Below are 15,276 nucleotides of genomic sequence, written 5' to 3'. Positions count from 1 at the left end.
TGGAATATTAGATAATCAACAAAGTCACTTTAGCAAAGTTGCGACAGAACGTGCGAGCCTGTCGCCCTTTTATCATTCGACTCAGTACTACCTAATCAAGTATCGCCCAATTAAGTGTGTCGATATTATATATGGTTATGGCGCTAATGGATACAAGGGCAATGGGCAGTTATTTGCAGGGGCCTTTAAGCCGTCAGTCATGGTAAAATAGCGCTAAATATTCGTTTAAAACAGATTAAATCCAAGCGAAACATAAGCCATAAAAGAGACTGTGCATGACCGAAACAGACGCCAAATTGCCACGCAACAATCGCCATCAACATAACTATTTAAATAATATTCATCACCCCAAAACAGAGAGCGCGGACACGCTTATCATCGGTACAGAAACCTATGATTTAGCCGACCATACGCCAATGATGGTGCAATATCTAACGATGAAAGCCAACTATCCCAATGCGTTATTGCTGTACCGAATGGGCGATTTTTATGAGCTGTTTTTTGAGGATGCCAAACGTGCCGCGCAGCTGTTAGATATTACCTTAACACGCCGTGGTACGGATAAAGCAGGCAACACGATTGCCATGGCAGGCGTACCGTTTCATGCTGCGGACAGTTATATGGCGCGGTTAATTGCGGCTGGGCAAACGGTGGTGGTCTGTGAACAAATCGACGAAGCAATACCTAATAGTCTGCCCGCCATTGGCGATAAAAGTAAAAAAGGTAAAGCCAAACCGCCTACTATTATGCGCCGTGAAGTGGTCAAAACCCTCACCGCAGGCACGATTACTGATGATGCCTTAATTGCGCCCAATCATACGCCTACGGTGGTAGCTATTGATATAGCGTTGCCTAAAGGTAATAGTCATCAACCGTTACAAGCTGCGGTTAGCCAATTGGACTTGGCAGCAGGAACGTTGACCACGCAAATGCTAAGCGTGGAAAATAAAGACGATTCTGATAGCATTAATCAGACTGAACAACTACAAGCGCAACTGCTCACAGTATTGGCACGCTTTGCGCCTAGTGAATGTATCATCAGCGAGGCAATGAGTGACAGCCTTGGTGAAAGTATTGGTGAAAAATGGCTGTTGTGGCTACGCAGTCATCTTGATTGCCCCATTATCGAAGTGGCAGCAACGGACTTTCACCGTAACCATGCCAGCGCGACTATTTGTGAGCAGTTTGGGGTTCAGCGCTTGGATGGACTGGGCATTGCCGATGCCAAGTTAAGCCAAACCAGCTGCGCTGCCCTGATTCATTATGCGCGCCAAACCCAACAGCGCCATGTACCGCAGGTCAATCAGCTCATCGTTGAACAGCATGATGACTATCTCATCATTGATGCCAATAGCCAGCAAAATCTTGAGCTATTTACGCCGGTAAGTAGCAATGGCACCGCATTAATATCGGTAGTCAATCACTGCAACACACCCATGGGCAAGCGCCTACTGATTCAGCAGATGAAACGTCCACTACGCGAACATAGCCGCATCAATCAACGCTTGGATGCCATAATGCGCCTGCTAGATACCAATCTTGAACTGGTAAATAATCTACGCAATACTTTAAATACCATTGGTGATATCGAGCGTATCAGTAGCCGTATTGGACTGATGAGCGCCCGTCCGCGCGACTTGCGTAAACTTGCCGACGGTATTACGAGCAGCAATCAATTGACCATTCTATTCACCGAGTCTGACATTTTGCCCGAGCATAGCGGCTTATTGCCCATGCTCATGCAGCAACTGCCTAATGAGCTGCCAGCCATACAAAGCGTTGCTGAGCTGATTGAACGCGCCATTATTCCTGAGCCTCCGGCACATATTCGTGATGGCGGTATGATTGCCAGCGGTTTTGATGCGGATTTGGATCGCTTGACACATTTACATGACAATATTCAAGCCACCCTTGACGAGATGGCAGCCCGAACCCGCCAAGAGCACCATTTACCCAGTCTCAAAGTCGGCTTTAATAAAGTCAGTGGCTTTTATTTTGAGCTGCCAAAAATGCAAGCTCACAACGCGCCCGAGCATTTCATCCGCCGGCAAACGCTCAAAAATTGTGAGCGCTTTATCACCGATGAGCTAAAAACGCTGGAGACAGAATACCTGAGCGCGCAAACCTTAGCTCTTGCCCGAGAAAAACAGCTGTATCAACAGATATTAACCACGTTAAGCAGTCATTTAAGCGAGCTGCAACAGCTCAGCGCGGCAATCGCGCAAATAGATGTGCTGAGCAATTGGGCGCAACTTGCCCGTACATATCAATGGCAGCGTCCAGTAATGCGCTATGATAGCAGCACAAATCATAATAGTGCTGCTAATTCAAAAACCAATACCAGCACTAATATTAATGCTAATGCCAGCATCGATATCAAAGCTGGTCGCCATGTCGTTGTTGAAGCGGCACTCAATTCCAAAAATCACTCTCACGCTGAACATCCGAGCGCTTTTGTCGCCAATGATTGTCAATTAGGTAGTAATGCTAATGGTGTTAATGGTAAAGGGCACTCTGAACGGTTAATGATAATTACTGGTCCCAATATGGGCGGCAAATCTACCTATATGCGCCAAACTGCGCTCATCGTCTTGCTCGCCCATGTTGGCAGCTACGTGCCCGCCACGCGCGCCATTATCGGTGATATCGACCGTATTTTTACCCGCATTGGCTCAGCGGACGACCTTGCTGGTGGCAAATCCACCTTTATGGTAGAAATGATAGAAACCGCCAATATCTTAAACCAAGCGACCGATAAATCCTTAGTACTCATGGATGAAGTCGGACGCGGTACGGCAACCACCGACGGACTCGCGATTGCCCATGCCTGTGTCAATCGACTGTTAGAAATCGGCTGCTTGACCTTATTTGCCACCCATTATTTTGAATTAACCCAGCTCGCAAAATCATCGGCTAGCCATAAGAGTACCTGTAACGTCGATAATAACGGCATCCGTAACGTTCATGTTGCAGCAACCGATATTGACGGGCAATTATTACTACTGCATCAAATTCGTGATGGCGCAGCAAGCTCCAGCTTTGGACTCCATGTCGCCAAAATGGCAGGTATCCCCGCGAACGTGCTACAAGACGCGCAAAATTACCTAAATCAAATGCTACAAGGTAATAATGACGGCAAAGCAGCGTCTACTATTGATGACAAAAATGACTTAGCTAAGTCGAAAAATGATAAACAACTGCCTATTGATTGGGATAATAGGACTAACCAATCTACTGTCGTTAAGCAAGGCAGTGACACTACCGAAGATAATCAACAACAAAAACAACTGCTTAGCTTGTATGATAAGCTTAATACTATCGACCCTGACAGCTTAACCCCCAAACAAGCATTAGATATGCTCTATAGTCTAAAACAACTCATTAATCGCTAAAGGGGTTTGTTTAATCGACATAAAGGCGCTAAAATATGCCTTATTTTTATTTAAACGCGTTTATCGACTCGCGTTTATTTATCTCACCCTTTTTTAGCCGTCGTCTTGATGAGTCGGCGCATCAACCACAGGTAGCCGCCGCCATGACCTTTGTCGTTACAGATAACTGCATCCTTTGCAAACACACCGACTGTGTGGAAGTCTGCCCTGTGGACTGTTTTTATGAAGGACCCAACTTCCTCGTCATCGACCCTGATGAGTGCATCGACTGTGCGCTATGCGAGCCAGAATGCCCAGCAAATGCTATCTTCTCTGAAGATGAAGTGCCAAAAGGTCAAGAAATCTATATTGGACTCAATGAAGAGCTGGCACAAAAATGGCCAAACATCACTGAGATGAAAGACAGTTTGCCAGACGCTGAAAAGTGGGATGGTGTTGAAGATAAATTGCAGTATTTAGAGAAGTAACCAGCAACTGATACTTTGAATACTGAATAGGCTGGGGTTTACCCCAGCTTTTTATTGCCTGCTTGGCTGCGCTGAGCGATCCGTAGGCTGTGGCTTTAGCCCAGCATTCAATAATTGACACAAATTATTAAACAAGAATTTTTGTATGCCGTGGCTTTAGCCCAGCATTTTAACCTCGCAGAGTTTGAGCTGGGCTAAAGCCACAGCCTACCTTCTTTACACCTGCTTTATTTTAAACACAAAAAAACCAAACAGAACGTTTGGTTTTAATAGGCGGTTACATTTTTGGATGATAAGCTGGGCTAAAAGCCCAGCCTACACTTGCTAAATTCTTTACCCAACGCGAACCTATTTTCTTTAGATTAAGAGAATGATTGTGGTAAGAATGGAACCACTGTAGCCGTACTAGCTACTGTACCTTGTTTTAATAGACCGTTATCGGAAACTGCCATTGATATTACGGCGCTAGTCAGCTTCTTCGATACACCAGTAGCATTAAATGTATAAACTATACCACAGCCACTCTGCCCTAATACATCGGTAACAATTTTAGCTGTACCATATTTACCAACTATTGTGTCGCCTGACCCATCTACTATTGCAGCTGTGCCGCCTTCAAAACATGTACCGGTTTGCAAGTTAGTTGAAATAGTTGTCTTTAAACCACCTGCTAGAGTAAAAGCTTCAGCTACTTGAGCTTTTGCAATGTAGTTTTGATACTGTGGAATAGCGATCGCAGCCAAGATACCGATAATGGCAATTACGATCATTAGTTCGATTAAGGTAAAACCTTTTTGAGCATTCATAGTACATCCTTTTGGGTAATATGCCGACAGGGTGATAACCATCTAATGCGCGGTTACACGCTATCTGCCAATAATAAGTAGTTATTCATAATGGTAAAGTCAGTTAAGCTAAATATTAACGTACTGACTGTCTTGTTATTATTGTTGCAGATACCGTGCCAACTTTTTATATCTGTGAGAATATTTTTTATATTATTTAACAATATAAGTATTAGTAGATATTATCGACTGATTATTAAACTACTTATTTAGAATTGGTATAGTTAACACTATTTAAATTATAAGGATTAACCTGTTAGTGACCTATGAATAAGCATATGGCAGTTATATTCGAAAGAAAATAAGGCACGCATTGCTGACAATTTTTGTTAACTGCTCTATATTGCCGTGATATTGCTGAAAAGTGTCACTTTCAATTATCAAAAGTTGGACTACTAATATCCGGCTGACACTTTTTGTCAAGTAATGTCACTTAACATTGCTGATAGCTGTCTATCTACTTAATTCCACTCATTACCCGAACCACATAAGGCAGCGCGGCATTTGATGCCTTGATAGTCGAGGGTAAGCGTGCCATCGCCTGCCATTTGAGTACCTATTTTGGGTGTGGCAATGATTTGCCATTTCGAGGTTAAGTCGCTTCTTCCTGTTACCCCAGCTACATTACCAATGGTTACTGTATAAAGCGCCCCTTGAGCTGGATAATTACCATTTAGTCCAGTAGTTATAACATTGCTATAATTGCCTTGTGCCAGCTTTTGGCTTTGAATTTCAGAAGCAATATTGTGCATTTCGCTCATCATATCGGTGCGTTTAGACTTAATGACATAACGCTGATAGTTGGGATAGGCAATCGTGGCAAGGATACCGATGATGGCAACCGTAATCATCAGCTCGATAAGAGTGAAGCCGTTTTGTTTTGAGTTAATACACTTTATCATTACCATTCCTCTTGCCCTGTGCCGCAATCGTTGGCTGTTAAGGCGACGCTAGTATTTTTGCAGCGTGTACCAGTACTGGTGAGCAGGATGAAGTCGCCACCCTTAGCGCTGCTACTGTTTGGTTCTGCAAGCATTTTCCATGTACGTCCAATCATAGTATCGAGCCCTGACGCCAGTAAGGTTTTGGTAGGGTCTGCGCCATCAACTAATGTAATTTTATAGCGGTAATTGCTAGCCGTACTGCCTGTTGGCACATAGATAGTATTGTTATCCGCATCATAAGCGTAGCTGGGCGTCGTCTTTCCATCACTGTCGATGGTCAGTTTTTGCGGAACAAAGCCTTGATAAGTAAGCGCGGAGCTGCGCCAACGGCCAAGCTGAATTTGTAATTGCAGCATTTTTGCCTGTGCCTCACGTTCGGCATTAATGATTGCATAGCGGCGGTAGCTCGGAATAGCGATAGCGGCAAGTATGCCGATAATAGAGACAATGACCATCATCTCTATTAAAGTGAATCCGCGTTGATTTTTTTGGTACTTTTGTGACAGCATGACTCTTAGCGGAACAAGGGCGCTAATGTCAGGCGTATCTTGAAAATGAGGCATTAGCCTATTAGTTACGCTACTAGCTAGGATACGCATCAGTTACCCTCATACCACTGGGTAGGCTTGAGCACATAACGATCACGGAATAGTAAGTCTGCCATTGAGCCATCGCCTTTCTCGGTGGTGGCGTTACCATAACTGTTGGTAATTTCATTACCGGTTAAAAACGGATTAGGTGCAGTGCCTTTTTTACCATCGGCTCCGTAGCTCAAACGCTCATTTGCCCGTTCATTCAGGGTGCGTGTGCCTAGTAATACAGTAGTGTTGAGATTGGTTGAATTCACCGCGCCAAGGCTTAATTCTTGGATACCCTCGCCTGCGGAGATAAAGCCCCCTGTACCTGTTTCTGAGCTATCATCCGTGCATACCCCATAAGGCAAGCAGTATAATTGATGCTCTGTACCGCCTAGCACTTGCGCTTCACATACATTTTTTTTACTAAATGCCATATTGGGGTCATAGACTGATACGTATAGATAATTGTTAATCACACGATAGTCACCCATGGCTTTAATATGTGGTACTTTTTCAAAACCGCCAAATCGAGTCAAGGGATAAAACCAGCCGTATTTACTTTTATCTTTCATAGGTTGGGTCAATGCCAGTTTAGCCGCTTCAGTATTTGCCGTCAGCTTATCCCCACCAAGCTCAACCAAATCTGTACTACTATTAAGCTCTTTAACTTTCAAGGTGGACAACTCAGCGGTCAACACGTCAGCACGGGTGACATCACTATCGATGATGCCATATAACCTGTTGGCTTGTTTAATATCAGTGCGATGCTTGGATAACGGCGAGCTGCGATCCCCTGAGGCGATATTAATTAATGCAAATAATGAGTTAGACTGGTCTTGATAAAAACTCACTACTGGACGGTTATAAAAACGATAGGCGATAGGATTGGTCACCGTGTTTCCAGTATCACGCTTGGAAGCATCGAGAATGCGTATAACGCGCACATTACTAAAGGCTTTTCCTTTTTCATTAATAAAGTCAGCACGGAATACGTTGCCGCCCATATCGGCAAAATATAGATGATCGAATAGACCATCATTATTACGGTCAAGAGCCGTCACTCCAGCGACAATACTGTGATTATAGGAATTACTCCATGACCAGAGCTTAGCACCTGTCTTTGCATCGCTAATATATAATGAGCTGCCTTTGGTAGTAGTAGCACTAGTCGGACTGAAGGTTGGGCTTTCGTACTTGATATCGTAGCCACCCCCAAATATAATGACATCTTTATATTTACTATCACTTGCCGATTCGTTCATACGCGCGGTAGTAACGGTATTCCATATTTGCCCGACGTTGCTATAGTCACTATTAACCGTAGTGGTCTGAACACCATTAATATTTTGATGCAGTACAGGATTGCTATTTGTCACATCAGGCGTAATACTAAAAAGAATTTTCGGTAAGTTTTTATCTGCCAAATCTAAGCCATATAGACCATCACCGCCCATACGGAAGCCACCATAGGCGGCAAGCGGTAAGAAGTTACTGGTATTAGTCACATCATTTGCACTGTTGGTATCAGGTTTATATAACGACACTTTACGGGTTTTTGTGCCACTGGTTGCTATCTCGCTACCATAACGGTACTTGGCACTGACGAGCCACGGTGCATCGACACCGAATGCTAAATCACCCATTGCATCCTTAACCAAGGCGTCTGGTTGTTTACGGAACATCTCTTGTAATACTAACGCCCACTGCTCTTGACCTGTTTTGGAATCAACCATGTGTAGCGCGCCATCCATCGTACCAAATAATAGGTAGTCATCGCGATTATCCACCGTTACATTACCTGCCGTATCGACCTCTGCACTATAAGAGACTAATGCAGGCTTAGAGTGCACTACACCTCCAACTTGGCGAATGGGCGATAGCGGCATATATTCTTGCATTCTAAACTTAAATATCTCTGTATTGTCAGTTGTATTATAAGGAATGGTATAGCCTAAAAAGTTGAGCAATAAACGCTTGGACTGAAGCAGTCCAAATCCGCCTTTATTGTTAAAGTAAACCGGATCATTGACAATAGGAAAACCTGTTGGCTGACCGATATCACTAACCCCAATTTTTACAACTCCTTCAGGGATCGGAGTACCACTAGAACCGATATAGTTCTCAACAAATACATTACGCGTACTGGTTGGAAGTTGCGAAGTTGGCGCAGTCAATTGGGCATAAAACCCACCTGCAGTAACAGCGGAGTTTCCTGAACTTAGATAAGGTGTCGGTTGCCACAAGTCAGCTGTGCTGTCTCTTAACGAGCCGCCTTTTTTAGTGTTGTCATAAAGCCTGCCGCCATTAAGACCATATAAGGTACCGTTTTTAGTGTCGTATTTTTTAAGGTTACCCGGCCACACTCTGTAGGTATCTCCGACTTTTGGCTCCAGTAGTGGTAGATAAGCATAGGGTAAAGTTGCACTGGTCTGGTATGGGTCATCAGGTACGCTGATAGTACCAGCAGGTATAGTGTTGATGGTTTGGTTTAGGTCAGTAATGAATTTTTGCACACTATTGGCAATATCAAGTGAGGTCTCTGCATAAAAGAAGCCGCCGTGCCCATAATCTGGTCCGCCCCACTTACAGGCATTCTTAGCATCCAAATTCGTAGCAGCATCACAGTCATAGGTGCCATCTGACTTCTTGGGTATACCTGCGAACGATGAGCCAAAGCCTGCTACTGCGGTTCTGATGCTAGTGGCGGCGGGATTCTTTGTAGGGTCATATAACCGCTTAGCGTATTCACCGATATATTCCCAACCTCCAGTTTCACCAGGGAAGAGGTTAGATTGTAGTTTAGGGGAAACCAGACCAGTTGGCGTTCCGTTAATGGCAGTTGAGCCAACCAAAGAGTAGTTCATGATGGCTCTTACCATGCTGTCTTTAGTTGAGTTAGGTGCACCGTCGGTTAGGAAATAAATGCCATTACTGTCACACTGCTCTTTGCTACTGCCTTTAATGTAAGTGTTGCTACTGGTATTTTTGGTATCTGCTGCTGAATATCTAAAACCGCCCACATCGTTGTCTGCAAGATCAGTCTTTAGTGTGAATGGATTGGTTCGATAAGATACCAATCCCGTAATACTTTCACCATAACCCCAAACTGTACCAACGATAGGCTCAATATCAAGTGGCTCTTGCGCTACCTTTAACCAACCACCGTAACGCCAACCAACTGGTAAAGTGTCATAAGTATCCCACAAACTCGTCATTACTACTGCTTTACCAGTCGCAGTTTGAACTTTGGCTTTAAAGTCAGCTTGGTTGGTAATCTTGCCCCAGCCACCTGCTGCTAACGGATAATAAATACCGCCTGTAACTGTACCGCTAGCAATATTACTGCCATCACGACCTGGCCAGTTATTGACACACTGCTTGACGGTTGCGCCGATAGCGTTAGTATCATTAGTACCTAACTCGACACAAACAAAGTAGATTTGCTTATCTTCTGTAGCTGACTTTTGCTTAACCATATAGCCATCATAAATAATTTTAATATTTGTGATGTTTGTTAAGGTACTGTCTGTACCTGTACCTGTACCCATCATGTATGCACCTGCTTCAGCATAGGCATGAGCAGTAGGTGTACCACTGGATGATTTGGTAACGTTAGGATAGCTATTACTAGACAGTTTTAAGTTTGTATTTACAGTACCATCTTCATTGGTAGTGGTATCAAGTGACTGAATCTTAGCCAATTCGGTAGCGATTTTTTGACGCTGCAGAATAGTTAAAGGCGCTGAAGGTACCAATATACGTCCTGAGTGACCATCGACGAGCTTATTAGTTGCCGTACCAATACTCATCTCCGTCTTTGAAGAAAAATGCCCGAGTCCCATATAAACTTTATCGCTTATCTGGTCACTGGCAAGCAATGGTAATAACGCGTCTTTTAAACGTGATAGGCGGTCAAGCTCAGTGACAGTTTTTGCATTGCTCCCAGTTCCGATTGTTTTAGTACAGCCACGCACATAGTAGGGGTAATTGACGCCGCCAATGACGACGTTTCTTCTAATAGAAGTTTTACCACCTGTTGAAGCATCAGTCAGGTTGTATTTCCATTCAAAAATAGTATTAGTACTTGATCGATTATTTTGATATTCAGCAACACCGATGCGGTCACATAACGCAACGTCCACGTCACCTGGACTACCATAGGGATTATTTTTAGGTAGCACTAGCGAGCTAATACCCATTGAGCCTGAGGTATCAATCATCATCATCAGGTTAGTACGCGCAGCAGCTGCGGGTTGGTAGATGCTTAGGTCACCTATTTTTGAGACTGCACCCTGCTCATTGACAGCAGCCTGTGCTACTGGCATACACAGCATACCGAATACTGCCGCCGTTAAGCTTGAGATACGTAGGCAAGCGGGCGATACTTGTAGCGTCCTGTGTTTGGAGGCAGTCTCTTTAGGCGTAGCATAATAATTAGGTTTCTTGAATTGCATAATAATATTTCCTAAATACGGCTACCATAGACGCGATTTTATGAATAGGACAGCGGAATTAAATGACGTATATGACACTTCGTAAAACTAACTTTAAGTTTTTTATTAAGCACAAACTTTATGTCGGTAAACTAACATTAGCTGTCTCTACATAACTTGTTAGTACTACTGCCACTTGTATTACCAAAAAAGTTGCAAAATTCACCATTTTGAATATTGGCAACATCTACTTGCTCAACCAACATTTTATTGGGGATATTATTATCCGTCATACACTTCGATACGCCATTGGTACTGTCTGATGCATCTTTTTGAAAGCATTCTTGTATTTTACCGGTTTTAGCGTTGCCATAAGACGGCAGTACGGATGTCGAATAAATATCAAAGGTATACATTTTAGCAGTTTTGGCTTCTGTATCTGAACCAAGTGTCATATGTCCAAAAGCACGTGTGCCAGCTACGTTACTGACATTTTTCACCATAACTTGGGTCATGGTCGTGTTACGAGCACTGGTGTAATCTTCTGTTTTTTCCGGATTGCAATAGCCTTCATTGTTACTCACCAGCATACCCGTATTGCGCCGTATCACTGCCTTATCTATATTAAAAAAGCCTGCACGTGGACGATAACAAAAATCGATAATGTCGCTGTCAGCACTACTATTCAAAATATAGTAGCCAAAAATACCAGTAAAACTCATGATTTGCTTATGTTCTTGGCTTAACGGATCGCCATTAACAGACATCTCAATTTTATTGTTCACGCTATCGGAAGATTGCAATAACACAGTATTAATCTGATCGCTGGTTGCAAGCTTTAGATCAATAGTACTATTACGTACCGCAATTACGCCAACCATCATGATAAGGATTAAGAATAGTAAGACCACAATTAAGACCGCGCCGCGCTCATGGGATGATATGGAAGGATAGACGGAAGGTTTCTTAACATTCATGACTTACTACCTTTATTAATATGCATCTACACTAAATGTGGCATCTGTAATATCTGTTCTAACCATGACTGTCCAACGTTTATACAACAGTCGTATTAATGACACGCATGATACGCGCATTACGCAGTAAAATATTCGACTCATAGACGCGGCGTAAGTATTTTGGCGCATCTTCTTGCTCTTTTAGACTCTGCTCTTTGCCAAATATCAGAAACTTATCAGCGCTCGCCTCAGGGCTGTTAGCGGTACTACGCGCGAGTATCGCAATGCGTATATTGATAATCGCTGGTTTCTCACCACTTAGCGCCATATAATCTGCGACTGTCATGTCTGCATACTGATAATTTAAAGGGTCATCATCGACTGACGAACGCTGAACGCCCAGGCGAATATTAAACTGGTCAATATTTTCGATAATGGTTTCGCCACTATCCATAAAATCCTTAAGCGTACCATCAGTGGTTATACGTCCAGCATCACAGCGAAGATTGAGGTTCTCTCTTGTCTTACCAGTACCAGTACTACTCTTTTCTACAAAGTAGCGGGTAATAACACGGTCATTAAGCGCGATCTCTGCACCTTCGCAGTCGTATAACAGATGCCCTGTAGTATTGGTATATTGAATGGTCAACTGATCACTGGACTGGTTAGTGTTACTTAAACCTTCCCATATGTTATCTCCACCACTAGACGACATACTACCGCTACGCGTTAAATACCCGGAAGCCAGACCCTCTTTGACAACGACATTAAATAAACTTGGTTTACTGTATAAAACCTTTTGAAAACCAGCTCTTTTAAAATCTGTTCTCTGAAAAAATACTGCTGGTTGGGAATTTCTATAATCTCCCTTTTCTAAATAACTTGCTTCTAGTATACTGCTGTTATTTCCATAATTTTCTCTAATACTTTCTTGCCTTTTATTTATTTCTATTTCTCTTTGTGCTATATCCTTCACTTTTCTATTTATTTCATTCAATTTATCTTTTGAACCATCTTGTATGTCACCTTTTAAGTTATCTAACTTCTTTTTTAGACCTTCCAACTCATCTTTTAGACCTTCCAACTCATCTTTTATTTTTTCTATTTCATGATCCAAAAGATCTTTTTGACTATCATCTAAACCATTTTTTAACTCTTTCTTTAAATTATCAAAACCTTTTTTCGATACATTATCAATAGTATTTTTCATACCATCTAAGCATTTTTTAGAAGCGTTTAGGGCAATTTTACGTTCGGCACGTTTTTCTGAATCTAGGGCTTTATTAATATCACATTGGTCTTCATCTTTATCGTCTTCTTTATCTTTATCGACCTCCTCTTCTTTATCAGTAGCATCTCCGCCATTATCTTCACTGTTGCCAGCTGTTAATACGATGCCACCTAATACGGTAGTGTCGTTAGTAGGCACACCATCATTACCTAAGTTGGCAATCCTGACTTGAGATTCTATAGCTTGTAACCCAAATACCGCTTTGTCCTGAATCTCAGAAGCTGCTGTTTGAATACGGTCTACTCGTTGACTGGTCAAAAATACTTGCATAACAGCGGCTGATATCAGCAAACCTAATACCAGCGATATCATGAGCTCAATGAGCGTAAAGCCATGCTGATGTCGAATATTATTGGTAACAAATTTGGTAGTAATATTTCTCATCAGTACGCCTCCACTATGACGCAAGTACTACCACTTTTATAGACGCCCATACTAGTCGCGCAGGCATTAGCCGTATCACTCATCACAGGTTCCGTATCACCCCAAGCGGCGATAATACATTTAATTTCAGAAAAACTAGCCGTACCCGGACAGGTGACCATATTTATATTGATATCATACTCTTTAAGCTTTTTCACGGCTGCATTTGCTTCTTTGACTGCTATCTTATCCGAAGTACAATTATCAGCCAATTCCCCGCAACTCACGACAGTAGAAGGCGTTGTCGCATTAATCGCATCTTGATACGCTTTAAGTTGTAACGGGTTAGCACGCATATTTTCGGCAAGCCCACGTATCACGCTAAGCGCCTGAGTCCGAACCAAGCTCTCTTCAGTGGCTTTAATCGCTTGTAGTTGCAATGCACTAAATCCAAGCACCGCGACCGACAACAACAAGACAGAGACCAGTACTTCTACTAATCCGACCCCACGTTGATAAGATACCCTCATCATAAGCATGATCCTGCAATTTGATTGGTAATATTACCAAGCTTACTGACACTAATTTGTCGGGGTGACGCCGCAGTATTGCTATCGCAGATGATATAAGTTTTCTCATTAGCTGTTTTATTGCTATAAAATATAATGTTACTGCCATCCTTGCTCTTAATAATACTTTTATCATCATAGTTATAGCTCGCTATAGACTGACCGTCCGCATCTTTAATAATAATGGACTTAGGACTGCCGGCATTATTGTAGCTTACTGTTATCGCCTGACGTCGAATCACACTCTCAACCCTCGCTTCTTTTAAAGTATTATGCAACGTTGCTGTTGTGGATTTCACGCGTTGGTTGGCAAGCTGATTGCTAATATTAGGAGCGGCAATACTGACAATAATAGCAAGGACAGCAATCGTCACCATCAGCTCAATAAGGGTGAACCCTGAGCTTCTCTTTGGCAGTGTACATGACGAGTTCTTTATGGACGTTTTCACATCGCTATCCCATTACTATAATGATTGCTCAACACTTATAGCAGTGACACTTTAAATGATTAGAAACAACAATAAAGCCTCTAATTTTAAAGGATTTATAGAATATAACATGCAATTTTCGTTCCACTATTTTAAAGGAACTGTCATATAACCATTATATCGCTAGGAGCAGATTCGGGTTTGATTATGTATTATGGCGTTGGCTACCATGCGCTAGGGCGTAAGCGCTGATTTGATAGGAAGTGGGTGAAGAGTAGAGAGTGGTTGTACGAGGTAGATTAGCATTAATACTGGTGGGAGGAAGTAAGGTGCGCGCCAATGATTGTAAGCTAGCACCGGTGGTGGCAACATCATCAAATAAGAGCAATCGCTTAACGGGAGGCTGCTCAATAACGCTAAAAGCGTCAGTAAGATTGGTTAAACGCTCAGCACGCCCAAGTCCACGCTGGCTGACTGTATTATCAATCCGTTGAACACCATGCCAAAGCGGAATACGCCAATGCTTGGATAAATAAGCGGACAATACGGTCACCGGATCAAAACCGCGTGCCCGCAACCGACTATTCGTGGTTGGCATGGCAATGATAACACTATTACCCGTATGGCAGCCTTTAGGACGCGGTAATTGCCGCAGTGCATGTACCAATAGCGGCAGTTTGGTCATGTCTTCTTGATGTTTAAACGCATGAATGGCTTGGCGAAGAGGATAGTCATAATAGCTTGCTGATTGAATACCCAGCGAGGTGCTAGCAGCGATATCTACATAAAAAGGCTCGGGCAACCACGCGATATTTTGATGGCAGTCGGCACATAACAGCCCACTATTCACATACTGACTGAGTGAAGACAATACGTGATGCGTGCCAAATGGTGAAGCTATGGACATGGGCTGCAAAACGCTAGCAGCTACGCGGCACAGCTGACAGCGTTTATTCACATATTCTGCCAGCCATAGACCGCTTTGGTAAGGCGCTAAACGGCGCATC

11 protein-coding genes are annotated in these 15,276 nt (G+C 43.0%); 2 read left to right on the top strand and 9 right to left on the bottom strand.

The genetic code is table 11. The features are described from left to right. Nucleotides 1-416: 416 nt before the first annotated feature. Entirely contained in the window at nucleotides 417-3,392 is a 2,976-nt protein-coding gene (mutS, locus tag H2245_RS04175; RefSeq protein ID WP_182406255.1) for a DNA mismatch repair protein MutS, read from the top strand. A gap of 143 nt (nucleotides 3,393-3,535) precedes the next feature. Next, the gene (gene fdxA / locus H2245_RS04170; RefSeq protein ID WP_147223727.1) at nucleotides 3,536-3,859 is read left to right on the top strand and encodes a ferredoxin FdxA; all 324 of its coding nucleotides are present in this window, start codon (nucleotides 3,536-3,538) and stop codon (nucleotides 3,857-3,859) included. Between the two features lie 362 nt (nucleotides 3,860-4,221). Here the strand turns inward: fdxA and H2245_RS04165 are convergent, their stop codons facing one another. From H2245_RS04165 to H2245_RS04125, 9 genes are all read right to left on the bottom strand, one after another. After that, complete coding sequence (locus H2245_RS04165) at nucleotides 4,222-4,665, bottom strand: prepilin-type N-terminal cleavage/methylation domain-containing protein (RefSeq protein ID WP_182406104.1); 444 nt, start codon at nucleotides 4,663-4,665, stop codon at nucleotides 4,222-4,224. 500 nt (nucleotides 4,666-5,165) lie between these two features. Beyond that, nucleotides 5,166-5,606: a type IV pilin protein gene (locus tag H2245_RS04160; protein ID WP_182406103.1), complete on the bottom strand. Its 441-nt coding sequence runs from the start codon at nucleotides 5,604-5,606 to the stop codon at nucleotides 5,166-5,168. Beyond that, complete coding sequence (locus H2245_RS04155) at nucleotides 5,606-6,247, bottom strand: prepilin-type N-terminal cleavage/methylation domain-containing protein (RefSeq protein ID WP_310734115.1); 642 nt, start codon at nucleotides 6,245-6,247, stop codon at nucleotides 5,606-5,608. Before H2245_RS04155 ends, H2245_RS04160 begins: the two co-directional genes overlap by 1 nt. Further along, complete coding sequence (locus H2245_RS04150) at nucleotides 6,247-10,680, bottom strand: pilus assembly protein PilC (RefSeq protein ID WP_182406102.1); 4,434 nt, start codon at nucleotides 10,678-10,680, stop codon at nucleotides 6,247-6,249. Before H2245_RS04150 ends, H2245_RS04155 begins: the two co-directional genes overlap by 1 nt. A 137-nt stretch (nucleotides 10,681-10,817) precedes the next feature. Beyond that, nucleotides 10,818-11,636 (bottom strand): PilX N-terminal domain-containing pilus assembly protein, encoded by an 819-nt coding sequence (locus tag H2245_RS04145; protein WP_182406101.1) that lies wholly within the window; start codon nucleotides 11,634-11,636, stop codon nucleotides 10,818-10,820. Between the two features lie 79 nt (nucleotides 11,637-11,715). After that, nucleotides 11,716-13,293 (bottom strand): PilW family protein, encoded by a 1,578-nt coding sequence (locus tag H2245_RS04140; protein ID WP_182406100.1) that lies wholly within the window; start codon nucleotides 13,291-13,293, stop codon nucleotides 11,716-11,718. Beyond that, the gene (pilV, locus tag H2245_RS04135; protein WP_182406099.1) at nucleotides 13,293-13,805 is read right to left on the bottom strand and encodes a type IV pilus modification protein PilV; all 513 of its coding nucleotides are present in this window, start codon (nucleotides 13,803-13,805) and stop codon (nucleotides 13,293-13,295) included. The genes H2245_RS04140 and pilV overlap by 1 nt, the downstream gene beginning before the upstream one ends. Beyond that, nucleotides 13,802-14,290 carry a GspH/FimT family pseudopilin gene (locus H2245_RS04130; protein WP_310734114.1) on the bottom strand — a complete coding sequence of 163 codons (489 nt, stop codon included), beginning with the start codon at nucleotides 14,288-14,290 and terminating at the stop codon, nucleotides 13,802-13,804. Before H2245_RS04130 ends, pilV begins: the two co-directional genes overlap by 4 nt. A gap of 184 nt (nucleotides 14,291-14,474) precedes the next feature. Beyond that, a complete protein-coding gene (locus tag H2245_RS04125; protein WP_182406098.1) occupies nucleotides 14,475-15,275 on the bottom strand; it encodes a ComF family protein in 801 nt (266 codons plus the stop codon). Nucleotide 15,276 lies beyond the last annotated feature (1 nt).

Source organism: Psychrobacter sp. GP33 (genome assembly GCF_014119005.1).
Taxonomy (GTDB): Bacteria; Pseudomonadota; Gammaproteobacteria; order Pseudomonadales; family Moraxellaceae; genus Psychrobacter.
Note: the sequence above shows the minus strand (reverse complement) of the source record. Positions and strands in the feature narration are given on the sequence as shown.

Bases quoted from the DNA above. Each gene is read 5' to 3' on its own strand.
- H2245_RS04165 (WP_182406104.1), bottom strand. From the start codon at position 4,665: ATGAATGCTCAAAAAGGTTTTACCTTAATCGAACTAATGATCGTAATT.
- fdxA (WP_147223727.1), top strand. From the start codon at position 3,536: ATGACCTTTGTCGTTACAGATAACTGCATCCTTTGCAAACACACCGAC.
- mutS (WP_182406255.1), top strand. From the start codon at position 417: ATGATGGTGCAATATCTAACGATGAAAGCCAACTATCCCAATGCGTTA.
- H2245_RS04125 (WP_182406098.1), bottom strand. From the start codon at position 15,275: ATGCGCCGTTTAGCGCCTTACCAAAGCGGTCTATGGCTGGCAGAATAT.
- pilV (WP_182406099.1), bottom strand. From the start codon at position 13,805: ATGATGAGGGTATCTTATCAACGTGGGGTCGGATTAGTAGAAGTACTG.
- H2245_RS04145 (WP_182406101.1), bottom strand. From the start codon at position 11,636: ATGAATGTTAAGAAACCTTCCGTCTATCCTTCCATATCATCCCATGAG.
- H2245_RS04150 (WP_182406102.1), bottom strand. From the start codon at position 10,680: ATGCAATTCAAGAAACCTAATTATTATGCTACGCCTAAAGAGACTGCC.
- H2245_RS04155 (WP_310734115.1), bottom strand. From the start codon at position 6,247: ATGCGTATCCTAGCTAGTAGCGTAACTAATAGGCTAATGCCTCATTTT.
- H2245_RS04160 (WP_182406103.1), bottom strand. From the start codon at position 5,606: ATGATAAAGTGTATTAACTCAAAACAAAACGGCTTCACTCTTATCGAG.
- H2245_RS04140 (WP_182406100.1), bottom strand. From the start codon at position 13,293: ATGAGAAATATTACTACCAAATTTGTTACCAATAATATTCGACATCAG.